This window comes from Pseudomonas sp. B707 (assembly GCF_022496685.1).
In the GTDB taxonomy this organism is placed as follows: Bacteria; Pseudomonadota; Gammaproteobacteria; order Pseudomonadales; family Pseudomonadaceae; genus Aquipseudomonas; species Aquipseudomonas paraglycinae.
In genome coordinates this window covers 403,577-421,174 of record NZ_WTVE01000015.1, presented here as the reverse complement: position 1 = coordinate 421,174, position 17,598 = coordinate 403,577, and the positions used below count along the sequence as shown (strand labels likewise).

At 54.4% G+C, this 17,598-nt stretch carries 15 protein-coding genes and 1 tRNA gene; 6 read left to right on the top strand and 10 right to left on the bottom strand.

Annotated elements, in window-relative coordinates; genetic code table 11:
- Positions 1 to 36: 36 nt before the first annotated feature.
- The gene (locus tag GQX66_RS07425; RefSeq protein WP_102716896.1) at positions 37 to 942 is read right to left on the bottom strand and encodes a LysR family transcriptional regulator; all 906 of its coding nucleotides are present in this window, start codon (positions 940 to 942) and stop codon (positions 37 to 39) included.
- Between the two features lie 100 nt (positions 943 to 1,042).
- On the opposite strand from GQX66_RS07425, the gene GQX66_RS07420 reads away from it, so the two are divergent.
- Entirely contained in the window at positions 1,043 to 2,215 is a 1,173-nt protein-coding gene (locus tag GQX66_RS07420; RefSeq protein ID WP_240867839.1) for an aspartate aminotransferase family protein, read from the top strand.
- A gap of 52 nt (positions 2,216 to 2,267) precedes the next feature.
- Here the strand turns inward: GQX66_RS07420 and GQX66_RS07415 are convergent, their stop codons facing one another.
- From GQX66_RS07415 to GQX66_RS07405, 3 genes are all read right to left on the bottom strand, one after another.
- Positions 2,268 to 4,187 (bottom strand): alkaline phosphatase family protein, encoded by a 1,920-nt coding sequence (locus GQX66_RS07415; RefSeq protein ID WP_240867832.1) that lies wholly within the window; start codon positions 4,185 to 4,187, stop codon positions 2,268 to 2,270.
- 71 nt (positions 4,188 to 4,258) lie between these two features.
- Complete coding sequence (locus tag GQX66_RS07410; RefSeq protein ID WP_240867828.1) at positions 4,259 to 5,005, bottom strand: hypothetical protein; 747 nt, start codon at positions 5,003 to 5,005, stop codon at positions 4,259 to 4,261.
- 133 nt (positions 5,006 to 5,138) lie between these two features.
- Positions 5,139 to 5,492: a hypothetical protein gene (locus tag GQX66_RS07405; protein WP_085745329.1), complete on the bottom strand. Its 354-nt coding sequence runs from the start codon at positions 5,490 to 5,492 to the stop codon at positions 5,139 to 5,141.
- A gap of 118 nt (positions 5,493 to 5,610) precedes the next feature.
- Between GQX66_RS07405 and GQX66_RS07400 the strand changes: the two genes are divergently transcribed.
- Entirely contained in the window at positions 5,611 to 6,360 is a 750-nt protein-coding gene (locus tag GQX66_RS07400) for a hypothetical protein (protein WP_240867825.1), read from the top strand.
- Positions 6,361 to 6,384: 24 nt separating this feature from the next.
- On the opposite strand, the gene GQX66_RS07395 is transcribed toward GQX66_RS07400, so the two are convergent.
- Positions 6,385 to 6,750: a hypothetical protein gene (locus GQX66_RS07395; RefSeq protein WP_240867822.1), complete on the bottom strand. Its 366-nt coding sequence runs from the start codon at positions 6,748 to 6,750 to the stop codon at positions 6,385 to 6,387.
- A 110-nt stretch (positions 6,751 to 6,860) separates the two neighbouring features.
- On the bottom strand, positions 6,861 to 7,190 hold the full coding sequence (locus tag GQX66_RS07390; protein WP_007956700.1) for a hypothetical protein: 330 nt from the start codon (positions 7,188 to 7,190) through the stop codon (positions 6,861 to 6,863).
- Positions 7,191 to 7,472: 282 nt separating this feature from the next.
- Between GQX66_RS07390 and GQX66_RS07385 the strand changes: the two genes are divergently transcribed.
- Positions 7,473 to 8,831, top strand: coding sequence for an SH3 domain-containing protein (locus GQX66_RS07385; protein WP_240867817.1), 1,359 nt, complete (start codon positions 7,473 to 7,475; stop codon positions 8,829 to 8,831).
- Positions 8,832 to 8,984: 153 nt separating this feature from the next.
- On the opposite strand, the gene GQX66_RS07380 is transcribed toward GQX66_RS07385, so the two are convergent.
- Together GQX66_RS07380 and GQX66_RS07375 are read right to left on the bottom strand one after the other, a co-directional pair.
- Positions 8,985 to 10,874, bottom strand: a complete 1,890-nt coding sequence (locus tag GQX66_RS07380; RefSeq protein ID WP_240867814.1) for an ATP-dependent helicase — start codon at positions 10,872 to 10,874, stop codon at positions 8,985 to 8,987.
- Positions 10,871 to 12,703, bottom strand: coding sequence for an AAA family ATPase (locus GQX66_RS07375; protein WP_240867811.1), 1,833 nt, complete (start codon positions 12,701 to 12,703; stop codon positions 10,871 to 10,873). Before GQX66_RS07375 ends, GQX66_RS07380 begins: the two co-directional genes overlap by 4 nt.
- A 1,400-nt stretch (positions 12,704 to 14,103) precedes the next feature.
- Here GQX66_RS07375 and GQX66_RS07370 point away from each other — a divergent pair.
- Positions 14,104 to 14,775, top strand: coding sequence for a hypothetical protein (locus GQX66_RS07370; protein ID WP_240867807.1), 672 nt, complete (start codon positions 14,104 to 14,106; stop codon positions 14,773 to 14,775).
- Between the two features lie 15 nt (positions 14,776 to 14,790).
- Here GQX66_RS07370 and GQX66_RS07365 read toward each other — a convergent pair whose 3' ends face one another.
- Both GQX66_RS07365 and GQX66_RS07360 read right to left on the bottom strand, forming a co-directional pair.
- Positions 14,791 to 15,120, bottom strand: coding sequence for a hypothetical protein (locus GQX66_RS07365; RefSeq protein ID WP_007956700.1), 330 nt, complete (start codon positions 15,118 to 15,120; stop codon positions 14,791 to 14,793).
- 93 nt (positions 15,121 to 15,213) lie between these two features.
- Positions 15,214 to 15,298 (bottom strand) — tRNA-Leu (locus GQX66_RS07360).
- Positions 15,299 to 15,406: 108 nt separating this feature from the next.
- On the opposite strand from GQX66_RS07360, the gene queA reads away from it, so the two are divergent.
- Both queA and tgt read left to right on the top strand, forming a co-directional pair.
- Positions 15,407 to 16,456: a tRNA preQ1(34) S-adenosylmethionine ribosyltransferase-isomerase QueA gene (gene queA, locus GQX66_RS07355; RefSeq protein ID WP_240867804.1), complete on the top strand. Its 1,050-nt coding sequence runs from the start codon at positions 15,407 to 15,409 to the stop codon at positions 16,454 to 16,456.
- A gap of 14 nt (positions 16,457 to 16,470) precedes the next feature.
- Positions 16,471 to 17,586, top strand: coding sequence for a tRNA guanosine(34) transglycosylase Tgt (gene tgt, locus GQX66_RS07350; RefSeq protein ID WP_161794909.1), 1,116 nt, complete (start codon positions 16,471 to 16,473; stop codon positions 17,584 to 17,586).
- The last annotated feature ends 12 nt before the right edge of the window (positions 17,587 to 17,598 follow it).

Below are 17,598 nucleotides of genomic sequence, written 5' to 3'. Positions count from 1 at the left end.
CCGTCCTTGGTGTATTTCCAACAGTAGCGGCGTTGCTTACGGTCTGCCCCACATCTGCATGGCGAACTCGACGAAGCGACGCAGTTTAGGCAACCGATAGCGATCCGGCGCGTAAAGCAGATGCATCGGGCGGTTCGGCGGCTGATAGTCCGGCATCACCACGACCAGTTTGCCGTCGCGCAGATCCTGTTCCACCAGTGCGTCCGGCAGCATCACGATGCCCATGCCGGTGCGCGCGGCCTGATGCAGGCCGGCGGAGCTGTTGATCAGCATCGGGCCTTTGACGTCGACCATGATTTCTCCCTCCGGGCCGCTGAGGCGCCACTGTTTTTCCACCGATTGCCAGTCGTCACCGGCAGGGTAGGCGAACGACAGGCAGTCGTGCTGGCGCAGTTCCTCAGGCGTGAGCGGCATGCCGCGTCGGGCCACGTACTCCGGGGAGGCGCAGACGGTCAGGGTGTAGTCGATCAGCGGGCGGGCGATCAGGTTGGACTGGTCGAAGTGGCCCAGTCGGAAGGCCACGTCGAGACCGCTTTCCAGCAAATCCGGACGGCGGTTGGTCAGGATCACGTCGAGTTTGACCTGCGGACATTGCAGGGAAAACTCACTGAGCGCAGGGGCCAGACGTTCAACGCCAAAGGTCAGCGGCGCAGTAACCCGCAGAATGCCGCGCGGTTCATCAAGCGTCTGCTCGGCGAGGCGTTCGGAGTCGGCGACCAGACCTAACACCTCCAAGCAGCGCTGATAGTAGACGCTGCCGAACTCGGTCAGTCGCTGGCGACGGGTGGTGCGTTGCAACAGTTGCACGCCGAGCCGTTGCTCCAGCGCCCGCAGGTGATTGCCCACCATGGTCGTGGACATTTCGCACTGCAGCGCGGCCGCCGTCATGCTGCCGGACTCCACAACCTTGACGTACACGCTCATCGACTGGAACAGATCCATTATCAAGCCCGGCTTTTAAATGATTGAAGTTTTGCCGAGTTTATCCAGTTCAGGTGGATAACCATACTGCCAGCACCTCACCTCGCTGGAGTTTGCCGACATGACCGCCGCCCTGATGAACACCTATCAACCGCTGGACTTGAGCTTCATCAAAGGCCTGGGCACCCGACTCTGGGATCAGGCGGGCCGCGAGTATCTGGATGCAGTGGCAGGCGTGGCGGTGACCAATGTCGGTCACTCGCACCCGCGCATCGTGTCGGCGATCAGCGAGCAGGCGGGATTGCTGCTGCACACCTCCAACCTCTACAGCATCGACTGGCAACAGTCGCTGGCGCAGAAGCTGACGCGGCTGGCGGGGATGGAGCGGGCGTTTTTCAACAACTCCGGTGCCGAGGCCAACGAAACTGCGCTGAAACTGGCGCGTCTGTACGGCTGGCGCAAAGGCATCGAACAGCCGCTGGTGGTGGTGATGGCCAACGCGTTTCATGGCCGTACCCTCGGCACCTTGTCCGCCAGCGATGGCCCGGCGGTGCGCCTGGGCTTCAATGAGTTGCCCGGGGATTTCGTCAAAGTGCCGTTCGGCGATCTTCAAGCGCTGGAGCAGGTGCAGCGCAAGCATGGCCAGCGTATCGTGGCGATTCTGGTCGAGCCGATCCAGGGTGAAAGCGGCGTGCAACTGGCACCGCCCGGCTACTTCAAGGCCCTGCGTGAATTGTGCAACCGTCACGCCTGGCTGCTGATGCTCGACGAAATCCAGACCGGTATCGGCCGTACCGGCCGCTGGTTCGCGTTTCAGCACGAAGGCATCGTTCCCGACGTCATGACCCTCGCCAAGGGCCTGGGCAACGGCGTGCCGATCGGCGCCTGCCTGGCACGGGGCCGGGCGGCGGATCTGTTCACCCCCGGCAGCCATGGCAGCACCTTCGGCGGCAATCCACTGGCGTGTCGGGTAGGTTGCACCGTGCTCGAGATCATCGAGGAACAGGGTCTGCTGGAAAATGCCAGGGTTCAAGGTGAGCGCCTGCTGACCCGCTTGCGTGCAGAGCTGGCGGACAATCCGAATGTGCTGGCGATTCGCGGGCAAGGGCTGATGATCGGCATCGAACTCAAACAGCCGATCCGCGACCTGACACTGATTGCCGCGCGGGATCATGGACTGCTGATCAACGTCACTCGCGGCAAGACGATCCGGCTGCTGCCGCCGCTGACGATTGATGAGCGGGAGGTGGGGATGATTGTCAGAGGGGTGGCTCGGGCGTTGGGCGAAAGCTGATTGTCCCGGTTGCGTCTGAAATGGCTGCCGTTTTACCGGCAGCCATTTTTATTTAATCAGGATAATCCGACAAATCCGGCGCCAGCATCCGGGTCTTCGGTGCGCCGTTCGCGTTGTGCTGGATGATGTCGTTCGGCTGCCCCTGTTGATTGAAAAACACCTGACCAATCCCCGCCGAATTCCACAGCCGTTCACCCGCTTCGGCGTGTTCCGGCACGTACGGGACGATGCGCATGCGGCGGCGTTTGGTGAGCCAGTTGAGGGGCGAACGCGGTGAGTAGAGCCAGCGATTTAGGCGGTCGAACCATTCCAGCAGGGTGGGCGGGAACTCGTTTTTGATGCCGCTGCTGGTGATCTGCCAGATGCGCGGGCCGGCCTTGCGGTGTCGGATCAGGACTTCGTAGACGAAGGAATAATGCACGTCGCCTGACAGCACCACGTAGCTGCCCGGTGTACGCGAGTGTCGGAAAATGTTCAGGATCACCTGGGCTGCGCCGCGATGGGCCATCCAGTTTTCTGCGTCCACCAGCAGTGGATAACCGCACCAGCTGAATACTCGCTGCACGGTTTCGATCAGCTTCACACCGAAGATCGGTGCCGGCGAAACGATGATCGCCGAAGGGTGGTCGAGCAGTTCCTGCTGCAGTTCGCTCAAGGCTTCCCAGTCCAGCAGGCCCGACGGTTGCTTGAGCGCCATCTCGCTGCGCCAGCGTCGGGTTCGGGTGTCGAGTACCACCAGCGCCGGACTGGTTGGCATTACGAAATGCCATTGCTGAAAGCGCAGAAGTTCCTCAATCAGTTCGTCCTGCACGGGAGTGTCAAGATAGCGGTCGTCACCGCTGGCGCTCAGGCCGCGGGTTTTCTCCAGCACTGCGCCGAATGCTTCCGGATTGTTGCCCCAGCCCTGACACAGCATGTAGGCGATCAGCGCGTTGCCGATGATGCGCTTGGAGAACGGGTGGCCGTAGGCCGTTTCCTCCCATTGCGCGGACAGGTTCCAGTCGTCGGTGATGTCGTGGTCATCGAAGATCATCAGGCTCGGCAGATGCGCCAGTGCCCGGGCCACCTGGCCGAGGCCGGCCTTGAACCCGTCGATGCGGGTCTGTTCGAGGGCATAGCGCTTGAGGCGTTCCGGCGTCAGTGCCGGCGGCTGCGGATTGACCATTGTCCAGGGCGTTGGCGACCACACCAGTAAATACATCGCCATGACTTCGGCAAGCGTCACGAGGTGATTGTCGGCGCTGCTGCTGGTGAAAATCGGCTTGCGCGCCCCCCCGAAAAAGCGCTCGCGCAATGTCTCGTTGCTTTCCAGTGCCGGCAGCAAATCCGCGCGGTGGTAGTAGCTGGCCGGGTGTTCGTAGAGTTTGGCGCTGTCGCTGACCACCGCGCCTTCGAGGTGCTCACCGAACAGACCGAGGCGATCGATCAGGGCATGAATCGCCCGCAACATCGGACCGGCCACGTCGTCGGCGTAAACCTGATCGCCGCTCATCATCAACAGGGCGGGACGTTGCTGCGGATCGGTTTCGGCGGCCAGCAACCGATCAACGCAGAGCAGACCGTCGGCGGCCGGATGATGAGGCTTGCGGCAGGAACCGTGGAGCAACTGGTCGATGCGCGAACGCAGGACGAAGTTCGGGCTGGTGGCGTTGTCGTAGAGCAGGTGTGGCGCCCAGTCGGCGATGGGCTGCTGGCCATCGTTCAACAGGTCGTAGTCGATGCGGGTGTCGCAGGGCAGGGCCGTCTCGAGGGGGACATCGATCAGGTGAACAAATGCCCGGTTGCCTACCGGAATGACCGTGCATTTCCCGGCATCCAGTGGAATGTCTCCTACGCCTTGCAGGCGCAAGGTCAACGACAGCTCGCGGCTGCCGACCAGCCAAAACACTAAGCGTGTCGGTTCCAGTCGGCGCAGCAGTGGCCCGGCCAGAACAGCAGGCAACGGGCTCAGGTCATCAGGTGTCGGAGGCATCGGGGGAAAAGCTCAAGGCGCACAGGCCGGCGATGATAGCGCAGCCGGCGCCTCGAACCCTTAAACCAGGCTTAAGAGCCTGTTTTTTCCAGCTTCAGCGCCAACAGGCGCCATTCGGCAGGTGTCGCGTCGACTCTCGGCTGTTCCTGTACGGAGCAGTCGAAGCGGTACGTCACGTCGTCTCCATTCATGTTCCGCGCGGTGACGGTGTTGCTGAAGGTGTAGACCTGATCCTTGAAGCGTTGCGGCGTCAGGCTTTTGCTGTCGGCAAACCGGGCAGACGCGGGGAAGCGCAAGGTGCTGGTCACGAACGGGCTGCACATGACATACGCGAGCATCGACTTGTCGCCCTGCGCGTCGGCGCGCAATTTTTTGCTCAGCACTGTCAGGGCCTTACGCCCCTCATCGTCACTCTGGTCGATCACGGTTTGCACCGACATCGTCTTCGGCGCGCGACTGGCGTAATTCGGCAGCAACGCGGAGTCCGCTGGAGAGGGTGTGTTGTCCGGCTCGATAGCGGCGAACACCGGCGCGTCTTTCAGTGAAGCAGGGCTTGCAACCGCCTCGGCTTCCGGCAGCAGCGAGGTCGGCTCGGCTTCCCGCTGTGCCGCGACCTTTTCAGTCTGCGCGGCGTCGTAGCGATGCGCCGACGGGAACAATGAAAAAGTGATCGCCAGCACCACCATCGAAACAATGAAACCGCCCGCGACACCGACCAGGTTGGCGTAAAACAGATTCCAGCTGCCGCGGTTTTTCACTACCCAGCGCCACATGAAACCCCAGGCCGCGACAAATGCCAGAAAACGCAGAAACTCCATTCGATCCTTTCCTTAAACCTGCTGAAGCCGGATATCAGCGCCGTTCCGATAACGAGCACTGAAAGATGGGCGGCAAGATATCAAAATAGATTTCTGGCGCCACAAGAACCTTCACACGCCGTGTCGATACAGATCACTTGAGCGCAAAAAACGCCAGAGCGGTAATGCCGGCCACTGTGCCGCAAAGGCCTGCCAGCAGCTGCCGCGCAATCAGGGGCTCGACTTGCGAGCGTCGGGCGACCAGCATCCATACGCCGACCAGCGCCGCGGCGGTCGTCATCATTTCCAGCAATGTGGTCGTCAGACCGGTTACGTGCGGACGGCTCGACCCGAACAGACCGATGTAGAACTCCGAGACCACCAGACCTACCAGCATGCCGCTGGCAGCGCCCAGCAGGTTGGCGAGGAACAGGTTCCAGGTGCCACGATGTTTGACCACCCACACCCACATGGTCACCCAGGCTAAAAGACAAAACGCTGCATCCATCGCACCCCTCCTTTTGAATCAGTTTCGTCAGGCCCATGGCTCCCGGGCCGACACTGGACGGCAAGATAGCAAAATAGTAGCTTCGCGCCACTTTCCTGATTCCTGTAATGGACTACTCATGTCAAAAGTCGCCCCTGCTCTACGCCTGCTGTGCGCAATCACTTTCGCCAGCGCCATGACCCCGGCATTCGCCGCCTGGAAAGAGCACCCGGAAAACAGCTGGAAGTATTTCCTCGCCAATTGTCAGCGCATGCAGGAAAAAATGGCCGACGTCCAGAGCGGTCGCGTGCCCGGCGCCTTTGAGGTGATGGGCGATCTGGAGAACAGCCAGGGGAGCATGAATGAGCACCGCCCAAACCTGCCTCCCCAATACCTCGCCTCCGGGGAATTCGCTCAATGCGAAAACGTGGCGGCCGAGGCCGATGCGATGATTGCCCGTGGCAAAGCCGAGTTCGCCGACAGAATGAACCAGGCCGCGGAGCAAGGCCGCATCGCCCACCAGAACTCCCCCGAATACCAACGCGCCCGTTCACTCGGCTACAGCGATGTCGGTGAAATCTCCTTCCTCAAACTTCACGAAGACATGGACGGCGAAGCGCGCCTGAAAACCATGATGATTACCGTCGATGAAGTCTGCGGCCAATACTTTCGTGCCACGCAATATGTGAAGCCGTATGTGATCTACACCGTGCGGCCGTCGGATGGCGGATGTGGTGAGGAAAAGCGCGTGGCGATTGTCGGCGGCAGGTCGGTGGAGAAGGGTGATTACATCGATGAGCGGGGCGAGTTTCAGTATGTGGGCTGGAAGAAACTGGTGGGGGCGGATGGGTTTCCTACTGAGATTCGGGTGTTGAAGGCTCGGCGCTGACCGCAAAACAGTCACGCCGTCCAGTCACGTCTGGGGGAAATAATTCACCGCCAGAAACAGCAGGGTCGCCATGCCGGCGACCAAGCCACATACCGCGCCGAGCAACTGGCGTGCAACCGGATGTTCGGGTTGACGGCGATTGGCAATCCACAGCCATACCCCCGCCAGAACGCCCGCGCTGGTGAGGAACACCACCAGACTGCGATTCAGGTTGGGTGTCGCCATCGACGTACCGATGACTGCGTCGTAAATCAGCGTGAACACAATGCCGGTAACCACGCCACTTCCGGCGCCGGCAAGGTTGGCCAGCAACAGGTTCCACTCACCCCGTTGCTTCACCACCCAGAGCCAGGTTCCAGCCATCACCAGCAAGCACAACACCGCATCCATTTTGGTTCATTCCCGAGTGCGCGATAACAGAGGCGGTTGACAGGCCTCTGGCGAGTGGACGGCAAGATATCAAAATAGAAGCTGCGCGCCACTTTCTTCATCTGCGTAGCTTAAAGAATGTCCTTCAAATAACCCTTGAGCGCGAGGAGCGGCTGATCCAGCTGCTCCAGCGACTGCGCCTGACTGAAGTCGGTCGACAACTTGTGCAGCTCCCGCCCCAACGGTTTCTCGACGCCACCCAACGCATCCATCGCCAGCGCCAGGCACTCGTTCATCTTGAACTGGATCGTCTCGACATCACCCCGGCGCACCAGCAGTTCGAACACGTCTTTCTGATAGTCGCCCATGACCATGTCATCCCGCAGAATCGGGCTCAGGCCTTCCTCCTCATACGCGAGTTTGAGGGAGAACAGGGCGACGGTTTCCAGTGACGTTTCCATGGAGTGAACCTGTGTGAGATCTCGCCGGAGGGTCAGCGGCACTTTCCGGCAGACGAAAAAAAAGGCCTTGCTAAGCAAGACCTTTTCTAATTTTGGTGCCCGAGGGAGACTGGAGCGTTCCATATAAGTCGTGGTCTGTAGCTTGATTTTACATCAAGGGATACAGACTGTCGGTTGCTGCCCCATCTCCCTTTATCACCTAGCCCTCGAATATACTGAAACTAGACATTTTTGAGTATTGGCTCCCCCGAGCCTGGTCATACACCTAGCTTGGAGCGTCCGATGAAAAATGAAGATGCTAGCGATGAACACTCGCTTGAAGCCGAGCATAAGGCTAGGAGCTTGTTCGACACCATGAAGGCAGAGTTTCCTGTGATCAATCAGGAGATGAAGTCATCCGGCGCCATCAACGCAATGCTAACTATCGACAAAGCTACAGAATCTGCAAATTCGGTGACGTCAATGCTGTCTCGCATAGACAGGCTGGCGAACCCATTAGCCGCGACATTGGCGAGGTCCTCGCAGCTGGATCGAATGCTTCTACCGTCAGAACGCGCTAGGACGATATTGGCCAGTATCGAGCAGTACGCACGACCGTCAGAATGCACTAGGACAATGTTGGCCAATATCGAGCAGTACGCAAGACCGTCGGACAGCACTAAGGCGCTGTTGGCCAATATCGAGCAATACTCACGACCGTCGGACAGCACTAGGACGATGTTGGCCAATATCGAGCAGTACGCACGACCATCGGACAGCACTAGTGCGCTGTTGGCCGAGATCGAGCAGTACTCACGACCGTCGGACAGCACTAGGGCGCTGTTGGCCAATATCGAGCAGTACGCACGGCCGTCAGACAGCACTAGGGCAATGTTGGCCAATATTGAGCAGTACGCACGGCCATCAGAAAGCACCAAGGCGATGTTGGCCAGTATTGAACAGTTCGCAAGAGCGTCAGAAAGCAGCAAAGCAATACTGGCTAGCATCGAAAACTTGCTGGAACCTCATAGCTTTAGAAAGTCTGTGTTGAGAAGTGTTGAGTTGCTCCAACGATTTCCAGTGTTTGAGCTTTTGTCTTCGGCTGATCCTAAAGTTATTACCTCTTTAGTAGATGTGTCGAGTGAGTCTGATTTCGGAAAATTAGATAGCGGTAGAATATCTCAGGGAGTCGAAGCAGGTGCTGTTGCCGATGTAGAATTAATACGTGCACTTCAAACCGCTAAGGAAGGTACAAAGCTCACTCTTCCCGCCCTTGGGTTGCTAATACTGTTATTGCATTCCATAAACTCGATGTATGTCATGGTTGCTCAATGGCATGATTTTAGAGAAAGTGTTTGCGATATTCAGGAGCGTCTCCATGGCGTTGCATCATTATCTCAAGCTCGGAAAGCTGTTCGGTCACTACTGTGTGAAAGTCCTCAAGAATTGGCAAGTAATTTTCGATTAGTTACCGGCAATGGGGTCGCTCTCCGTGAGAAGCCTAGTATGAAGTCAAATGTGATAATCGACTTGCTTAAATACACTCCGGTAGAGGTTTTGGATTCAGCGGATAGGAAATGGCTTTATGTAAGATATAGTCATGGTGGCGTTAAGTTTGATGGCTGGATTGCACGGACATATGTTTCCCCCATGTCTAAGTAAGTATTGCAAGTTTGAGGGGGTATACGCCTTAGATAATCATGCTGGGGGGGTAAGTTTCAATTGCAGGGTTGGAAACTATATCGGGTGTTGAAGTTGATGTTTTTGGAAAAAAAGCGGCCCTAATTAAATTAGGGCCGCTTGTTTTAGGTGCGGCTAATTCATCATCTGGGTTACAAATCTGGAAACTCGCTGAGCCTTTATATCACCCCACGGCATTTTCTTTTTCTGTGGGTAAGTTATATATATCCATCTTCTGGATCTCGTCACTGCGACGAACGCACTGTTTCGCTCCTCATCAATCTCATGCGGTAGTTTTGCACGATAATCCGGAAACACTCCTTCGCACATGCCCATCAAAAACACGATATCCTTCTCTAAGCCTTTCATTGTGTGAACCGTGCTTAAAGTCAAACCCTTAGGGTCATACTCCCCGGCGAGTTGCCCTAAGGCCATTGCGTTTCTGAAGGCTAGCAACGACTCGCCAAGCCCTTTTTTCTTGAAGACGGTCCAACATTCTCTGAATTCATTTATCTCGAGGAGTGATATTTCTACTTCCTCATCCCTTTCTGGAGTGTCTTGTTTGCCGAGCTCTATTAGCTTTCTCTCGAAAGAAATATGAAGTTTTGGAATGCTGGGGTCGTCAAGTTTCAATTTGTGGATTTCTTCCAGAAGATCTGCCTGCAGGTCTGGAAAAGGTATTTCGGCTGAACGAGCCTTTCTGGAAAGTTCAATCAGAACGTCTTCGTCACCCCAAGTAGCCGGATGGTCTACTTTGAGCGCTGAACAAAGCTTTTTTCCGTCAACCCAGTCTTTGGGGTTTAACTTTAGGCGTAGTCCTAAATCTAAAACTTTTCCGAATGTAGAATTAGGCTCCGCGCTACGCTCACCTTTCTTTAAGGAATAAGCTATAGAGTTGGCTTTCAGCTTCTCTTCAAGTGTCAAAAAAACAAACCGATTTCTGCCAATGACGACCATGTTTCTTAATGTTATTCGTCCTTCGATTTCTGAGTGTTGGCCCAACGCAAGGATATTTTTTATACCTTGGCAAATCCATTCTGCTTCAGCGTTCTCATCCTCAAGCGCCGCGATTTTTTGGTCTCCCTTTAATGCGAAATTTGTGACCACTTGAGAGCCTGGTTTTAATTTATTTGCGAGTGCAACGACCGCCTGAGAACTTCTGTAGTTTTCAGTAAGTGTGTAACAATTTGGGGAGAAGTCGCGGACAAAAAAATCGCAAAGAAATTTATGCGACGAACCGTTGAATCCGTAAATCATTTGATTAGGGTCGCCTACCATGAAGACGCTTTTGATACCTTCTCCACAAAGTGCTTTTATGAATTCATATTGAGCAGTGTTAAGATCTTGAGCTTCGTCTACAAGTATGTGTTTGAATTGTGTTCTATAGATTTCTGCGCACCAAGGCTGTTCCATGAGTATGCGGTGGGCATATACGAGAATATCATCAAAATCTATACCACCGCTTTCTATTAAGGTTTGCTGGTAGCCATTGAAGGTCGCCCAGAATCCTTCTTCGGGGTATCGAGATTTAACTTCATCTTCAGTTAATAATTCCCTTTTTATGATTGAAAAACTATCCATATAATTTTGGATGATTTGCGATCTGTTTTTTCTAAGGTTTGCGTCGTCAACTTCTAAAAAGCTGTCGATATCAATCCCGCTATCGCGCAAGGATTGAAGAAATATCGCTTTTCTATCCTGGTCGCGCTCGAAGATTTGAAGATCAACTGGAAGACCAATAGTGTGACCATATTGGCTAACTACTCTTTGGGCCACTGAGTGTATTGTGGATATCCAGCACCTTTCTTCAGATTCATCTAAATCTGAGAGACGGTGCAGCATCTCCTCCGCAGCCTTGTTAGTGAAGGTCAGTGCAATCACTCGATCTTTTCTAGTGGAGGTTATGATATGCCTAACGCGCTCCGTGAGTACCCTGGTCTTTCCTGAGCCTGCTGAGGCAAGCACCTGAATAGCACAATCTAGAGGAGCTAGTATTATCTGCGATTGACTCGAGGAGAGATTCATAGCACGGCCCATCCTTTCTGAATCTTTTCAAAAAAATCGATGACCTTTGGAGGTAAATTTTTGTTATCTAGTTTACATAAAGCCTGAGCGATCATCGGAGCATATCTTGTTTTATTGGAATCCAAGATTTCAAGGATAGCACGGGTGAGGCCTCCCTCTGCTTTGTAGTCTCTTAATTGATCTTCAAATATAGGCTGTCCACATTCTTTACAGGGAGGTCGATTGGTTTTCTTTCTGCCTAACAATGCCCCATCTCTGGTTTTAATCCAATCGTCAATGAAGTTTTCTCCATCTGCATCTAAAATGGTTTTTTCAATCAAGTCATGGTAGCCGTTGCTCAGTAAGTAGCCTTCAAAATCAGTTCCATCGAGTACTGTAATATTGTCATTGTTGCAGATGTCCGTTCCAGGGTGAATGTCTGAATAGTGTTTTTGTAGGCTTTTAATGGCTGCTGCTTCTCCATCGCTAAAAATAAAAGCTGGAATCGAGAAGTCTTTAGCGAATGTCAAAAAAGGTAGGTATTTTTTTCCGGATCCACCGACCCCTATAAACGTTATGCCAAGAGCAAACGGGTCATAGTTGAAATATTTTTTGAACAAGATTGGAAGCGCCTGCTCTTCCGTCTCTCCTTCACATAAGATAATTGCGTTAGAGAATAATAGTTCTCCTCGTGAATGTATAACTTCCCTTTGGAGCCTTCTTTTGCCTTCATCATCTAGGTCTGCTCGCAGCATATCAACGTGAACATCATCTCCGACACGCCTGATGTGTCTGAGATTCTCTTGGCTACACATGGCCGCAAGATAGGGCGAGTGAGTGCTGACTATTACTTGGCGCTTTGAGTCTGCTAATTGTGAGTAAAGGGTTTTTTGCGCATTAGGATGAAGGTGTGCCTCTGGCTCTTCTGCCGCCAGTATTGGAAGGAAAGGTTCTGCTTCGCTGATATGCTTCTCTGCTGTCATGTCTAAGAAGGATTTAACAGTCAACATTGAAGCCCAGCTGCGCGTTCCCATTCCATGGTATTCCATGGAGAACGAATTCGAGGCCGACTCCCCAAAATGAATTGAGAAGTGCTTGGAAAGATCCCGTATTTTCTTGGGAAGAGGAGTGATTTCTGCGCTTCCAGAGCTGCTGAAGGATTGGCTTAATCCTTCAAGATGTTTTTTTAAGTTTTGAAGTTCTGGGCTTTTAGAAACCGCTTCGTCATTTGCTGTTTTGATTATTCCCTCTAGAGTTGCGATATCCTTTTCGTCATAGCTGATATTCGATAATACCTTGCCGATGAATGAGGATTTGTCTCGTAGCTCAAGGTGGATGTCACGCTGAGCGTCAATTGGGATTAATGGTATATTGAATTTCTTATTGCCAAGTCTTGATTCGCGAACTTTTTCAGTTGTCCAGTTAGCTAGGTTTGGCCAACGATCCAGTGTGCTTCTCAAAGTCTCAAATCCGCCCTTAATAGCGTTAGGGCTACTCCTAGTTCTTATAGCGAGAAATTGCTTTCCGTCTGCTTCGGACTGGATGTTATCGCCTAGGTGCTCAGCCCACTCATTAGAGAATTTCTGGGCTCTATCACCATCTTTATCTATAGCGATGACTCTTACATCTACTAAGATGGAATTGGCTCTAGTCTGGTCTCTGGCGATAAAAAGGTCTTCGTCAGCGACATATCGAGAATAATCGCCTAATGCTAGCTGGAAGGCCTTGATAATTGACGTCTTCCCCGAGTTGTTCGTGCCAATCAAAACGGCAACTTTTGGAAGTAGAACTTCAATGTTCTGAAGTCCCCTAAAACCACTGATCCGAATAGTGTCTACTTGGATATCCATTCTGTTGGCACTCCCGATGAAGTTATAGAACTCTACTACTATAGTGTCGCAGTCAACAATAGGGGATGTGGGTGAGATGCACAGACCTTCGATGCCAGCAAATTATTCCACGGCTCAATCACACTTGAGTCTAGGCATCCGTGCTAGCTAGAACAAAAAATCTTTCCACGATTTATTGCTCTCAGCATGATTTTCGCGCTGACAGAACGGTATCAGGTATGAGGGAACGGATACCGAAAAGGGTCTGCCTACAGGGGGAATGTTCTTTAACCTATGAATCAGGTTGACTGGTTCAGCCAGTAAGAAAGACGGACATCCCTTGAAAAATTTCAGCTAGAGCAAACCTGCGAGTCTGATAACCCGTGTAGGGGGCCCCCCTTAGGGAGGACCCGTAAAATCTGACAGTACGACTCCTTCGCCTGGGAGGAGTCGGACACATCAGATCGGCGGATCTGGAGCGATCCGTCGCGTCCGTTCGCGCTGAAGGTTCACGCCGTGGAAAGGGGCGAGGGGCTAATCCATAGGTAGCGAAAACGCGGTGTTCCATGTGTTCCAGAAACGCTAGACGCCAAGTAAATAAAGGCTTTCAGAGGTGGAACACCAAATGCGATAAACGGAACACCAGTTACGCGGAACACGTTTGGTGTTCCGCGAGTGATGTTCCGGTTTAGGGGGAGGAGCGTCACGACTGATAGTCGCGACGCGGGCAATCAAGCGGCGATCAGTTGCTCAATGGAGATTGCACCTGCCTTCGCAGTGACCGTATCTACATTGATTTACCTCGGTCCGAACGGTACATGCAGTGGTACGTAGAGGTCAGTTAGAGAGCTCGAACGCCCCATCGCCTTTTCCGTTGCGTGCAGGTGTGCTGCGATGGCGGCGAAGTCCTGAGCTGCCTTGTCTAGGCGATCGGCCCACATGAACCGTGCTGCACGTAGCTGCTGGTGTCGCAGATCTTTCAAGGTCTGGTTACTCTCTGCAATCATTGCTTCAAGCTTCTTCACTTCATCATCCAAAGCTTGCGTTGCAGTTGCAGTTGCAGTTGCAGTTGCAAGCTTGTCACGGGTTGCTTTTGCAAGCGCTTCTGAGAGTTTTCGGACCGCCTTTTCCGCACGTTGTTCTTCCGTGTCGTTAAGGTAAAGACCACCTTTTCTAAATGTGGTCTGTCTCTGAAGCTTCCATCAGCACAATGATGCTGTTCGCTAGGCTCTTCGGGTTATTAAGGTCGAACACGTCGGCGAGCACCACTGCTGTGCGATGTGACGATCAAGCTGCTACCCGGCCCGGCAAGGTTAGCGAAAACAGATTCCATTCTTCTCGGCGTTTTCACCACTTGAGCGGAGAGCGGCAAGGTGGCAAAAGAGTGTGCACCAGCAGGATTTTCCTCCTAGGTTGCCATATTGGCCACCACAGAGACGGTGGATGTATCGTTATGCCGCGATGAGCAAATTGAGCAAGAGGGTAAATTTAGGTGTTTAGTGAATAAAGATAAACAATGGTGTGTGGCGTGCAGAGAAGTAGTGAATAAGGATGCGACCAAGTGTCACCACTGTGGTGCACTGCAAGGCTGGCGACGCTGGGTTGCTGGCCCTGTGGTCATTTCAAGCCTTTTGTTAACGGTGATTTCCATCTGGGCAGCTGAGCCCGTTAAGCGTTTGTTCGATTCTCAAGTCGCGGATATCAAGGTGTCGTTTCTAAAGGGTGATTCCTATAACACTACTTTTATGCTCGCCAATGTTGGGACCAAGCCGGCTGGCCTTGCGGGTGTCGAAATAAAAACCACAACCGAAGAAGGGTTAAGCACATGGCATATTCTGGATGACGACTTGAAAGGTAAGTTGATAAACCCAGGAAAAGCTTACGTAGTGAAGGCTTTTAACGGAAGTGTAATTCCGTCTGTTATTCCACCTGAAATCAATGAGGTTCTCAGGGCCAGACTTCATATGAAGGAAAACTGTTTTCTGCAAGTGAAATACGTTGAACTCAATGGTTCAGCGGTCACGCGTTCTTTTCCGTTTTTTTGTCAACCGGTTGATTGGCGCGTCGGTGGAGGACTCATAAAAAGCGACTGATCGTAATGCACGGCGTTAAAGGATATCTTTCAAATAACCCTTGAGCGCGAGGAGCGGCTGATCCAGCTGCTCAAGCGACTGCGCCTGACTGAAGTCCGTCGACAACTTGTGCAGTTCCCGCCCCAACGGTTTCTCGACGCCACCCAACGCATCCATCGCCAGCGCCAGGCACTCGTTCATCTTGAACTGGATCGTCTCGACATCACCCCGGCGCACCAGCAATTCGAACACGTCTTTCTGATAGTCGCCCATGACCATGTCATCTCGCAGAATCGGGCTCAAGCCTTCTTCCTCGTACGCGAGTTTCAGGGAGAACAGGGCGACGGTTTCCAGTGACGTTTCCATGGGGTGAACCTGTGTGAGATCTCGCCGGAGGGCCAGCGGCACTTTCCGACAGACGAAAAAAAAGGCCTTGCTAAGCAAGACCTTTCTTAATTTTGGTGCCCCGAGGGAGACTCGAACTCCCACTCCTTTCGAAAACGGATTTTGAATCCGCCGCGTCTACCAATTCCGCCATCAGGGCTCAATGGCGGCGAAGTATAGAGAGGTGCCTACCGTTGGTCAATCACGTTTCATGGTCAATTTTCGATATTTCCGCTAGACTTTCCGGCCCTGCTAGACGAACCCCATCATGCGCGTTGCTGACTTTACCTTCGAGCTTCCTGATTCGCTGATTGCCCGCCATCCTTTGGCCGAGCGTCGCGGTAGTCGCCTGTTGACCCTGGATGGGGTCAGCGGCGCCCTGGCACACCGTCAATTCACTGATCTGCTGGAGCATTTGCGCCCCGGCGATCTGATGGTGTTCAACAATACCCGGGTGATTCCGGCGCGCCTGTTCGGGCAGAAGGAGTCCGGCGGCAAGCTGGAAATCCTCATCGAACGCGTGCTCGATACCCACCGCGTGCTGGCCCATGTGCGTTCCAGCAAGTCGCCGAAGCCGGGTTCGAAGATCCTGATCGACGGCGGCGGCGAAGCCGAGATGCTGGCGCGTCACGATGCGCTGTTCGAGCTGGGGTTTGCCGAAGAAGTGCTGCCGCTGCTTGATCGCGTCGGCCACATGCCGTTGCCTCCTTATATAGACCGCCCGGACGAAGGTTCGGATCGCGAGCGCTATCAGACCGTGTATGCCGAGAAACTCGGCGCGGTGGCGGCGCCGACCGCCGGGCTGCATTTCGATCAGACGCTGATGGAAGCGATCGCCGCCAAGGGTGTCGAGACTGCGTTCGTCACGCTGCACGTCGGCGCCGGCACGTTCCAGCCGGTGCGCGTCGAGAAGATCGAAGATCACCACATGCACACCGAGTGGCTGGAAGTCGGTCAGGACGTGGTCGATGCAGTCGCCGCTTGCCGTGAGCGCGGCGGTCGAGTCATCGCTGTCGGCACCACCAGCGTGCGTTCGCTGGAAAGCGCCGCCCGCGATGGCGTGCTCAAGCCGTTCAGCGGCGACACCGACATCTTTATCTTCCCGGGCCGGCCGTTCCACGTGGTCGATGCCCTGGTCACCAATTTCCATTTGCCCGAATCCACGCTGTTGATGCTGGTTTCGGCATTCGCCGGTTATCCGGAAACCATGGCTGCCTACAAAGCCGCGGTCGATAACGGATACCGCTTTTTCAGCTACGGTGATGCGATGTTCATCACCCGTAATCCCGCGCCGCGCGGCCCAGAGGAAACAGTATGAGTCGCACCTGTCGTATGTCGTTCGAGTTGCTTGCCACCGATGGCAAGGCTCGTCGTGGTCGTCTGACCTTCCCTCGTGGCACCGTCGAGACCCCGGCCTTCATGCCGGTGGGCACCTACGGCACGGTCAAGGGCATGTTGCCGCGTGACATCGTCGCCACGGGTGCGGAGATCATTCTGGGCAACACCTTCCACCTGTGGCTGCGCCCGGGTACCGAAGTGATCAAGGAACACGGCGACCTGCACGATTTCATGCAGTGGAAAGGTCCGATCCTGACCGACTCCGGCGGTTTCCAGGTGTTCAGCCTCGGCGCCATGCGCAAGATCAAGGAGGAGGGCGTGACCTTCGCCTCCCCGGTCGACGGCTCGAAAGTGTTTATGGGGCCGGAAGAGTCGATGCAGGTCCAGCGTGATCTGGGCTCGGACATCGTGATGATCTTCGACGAATGCACCCCCTACCCGGCTGACGAAGACGTGGCCCGTGTGTCCATGGAGCTGTCGCTGCGCTGGGCCCAGCGTTCGAAGAATGCCCATGGCGACAACACGGCGGCGCTGTTCGGCATCGTTCAGGGCGGCATGCACCAGGACTTGCGCATGCGCTCGCTGGAAGGCCTGGACAAGATCGGTTTCGACGGCCTGGCCATCGGTGGTCTGTCGGTGGGCGAGCCCAAGCATGAAATGATCAAGGTGCTGGACTACCTGCCGGGCATGATGCCGGCTGACAAACCTCGTTACCTTATGGGCGTTGGCAAACCGGAAGATCTGGTTGAGGGTGTGCGCCGCGGTGTGGACATGTTCGATTGCGTGATGCCAACCCGTAATGCCCGCAACGGGCATCTGTTCATTGATACAGGCGTGCTGAAGATCCGTAACGCGTTCCATCGCCATGATGATTCGCCGCTGGATCCGACCTGCGATTGCTATACCTGCCAGAACTTCTCCCGCGCTTATCTGCATCATCTGGACAAGTGCGGCGAAATGCTCGGCAGCATGCTCAATACCATCCACAATTTGCGCCATTATCAGGTGCTGATGGCTGGTTTGCGCGAGGCTATTCAACAGGGTACATTGGCCGCCTTTGTCGATGCCTTCTACGCCAAACGCGGGCTTCCCGTTCCGCCTTTGGACTGAGTTTTCTGACCC

Excerpts from the sequence above, each read along its gene's own strand:
- GQX66_RS07410 (WP_240867828.1), bottom strand. The coding sequence starts at position 5,005 with ATGGAGTTTCTGCGTTTTCTGGCATTTGTCGCGGCCTGGGGTTTCATG.
- queA (WP_240867804.1), top strand. The coding sequence starts at position 15,407 with ATGCGCGTTGCTGACTTTACCTTCGAGCTTCCTGATTCGCTGATTGCC.
- GQX66_RS07400 (WP_240867825.1), top strand. The coding sequence starts at position 5,611 with ATGTCAAAAGTCGCCCCTGCTCTACGCCTGCTGTGCGCAATCACTTTC.
- GQX66_RS07395 (WP_240867822.1), bottom strand. The coding sequence starts at position 6,750 with ATGGATGCGGTGTTGTGCTTGCTGGTGATGGCTGGAACCTGGCTCTGG.
- tgt (WP_161794909.1), top strand. The coding sequence starts at position 16,471 with ATGTCGTTCGAGTTGCTTGCCACCGATGGCAAGGCTCGTCGTGGTCGT.
- GQX66_RS07420 (WP_240867839.1), top strand. The coding sequence starts at position 1,043 with ATGACCGCCGCCCTGATGAACACCTATCAACCGCTGGACTTGAGCTTC.
- GQX66_RS07390 (WP_007956700.1), bottom strand. The coding sequence starts at position 7,190 with ATGGAAACGTCACTGGAAACCGTCGCCCTGTTCTCCCTCAAACTCGCG.
- GQX66_RS07425 (WP_102716896.1), bottom strand. The coding sequence starts at position 942 with ATGGATCTGTTCCAGTCGATGAGCGTGTACGTCAAGGTTGTGGAGTCC.
- GQX66_RS07365 (WP_007956700.1), bottom strand. The coding sequence starts at position 15,120 with ATGGAAACGTCACTGGAAACCGTCGCCCTGTTCTCCCTGAAACTCGCG.
- GQX66_RS07375 (WP_240867811.1), bottom strand. The coding sequence starts at position 12,703 with ATGGATATCCAAGTAGACACTATTCGGATCAGTGGTTTTAGGGGACTT.
- GQX66_RS07380 (WP_240867814.1), bottom strand. The coding sequence starts at position 10,874 with ATGAATCTCTCCTCGAGTCAATCGCAGATAATACTAGCTCCTCTAGAT.
- GQX66_RS07385 (WP_240867817.1), top strand. The coding sequence starts at position 7,473 with ATGAAAAATGAAGATGCTAGCGATGAACACTCGCTTGAAGCCGAGCAT.
- GQX66_RS07405 (WP_085745329.1), bottom strand. The coding sequence starts at position 5,492 with ATGGATGCAGCGTTTTGTCTTTTAGCCTGGGTGACCATGTGGGTGTGG.
- GQX66_RS07415 (WP_240867832.1), bottom strand. The coding sequence starts at position 4,187 with ATGCCTCCGACACCTGATGACCTGAGCCCGTTGCCTGCTGTTCTGGCC.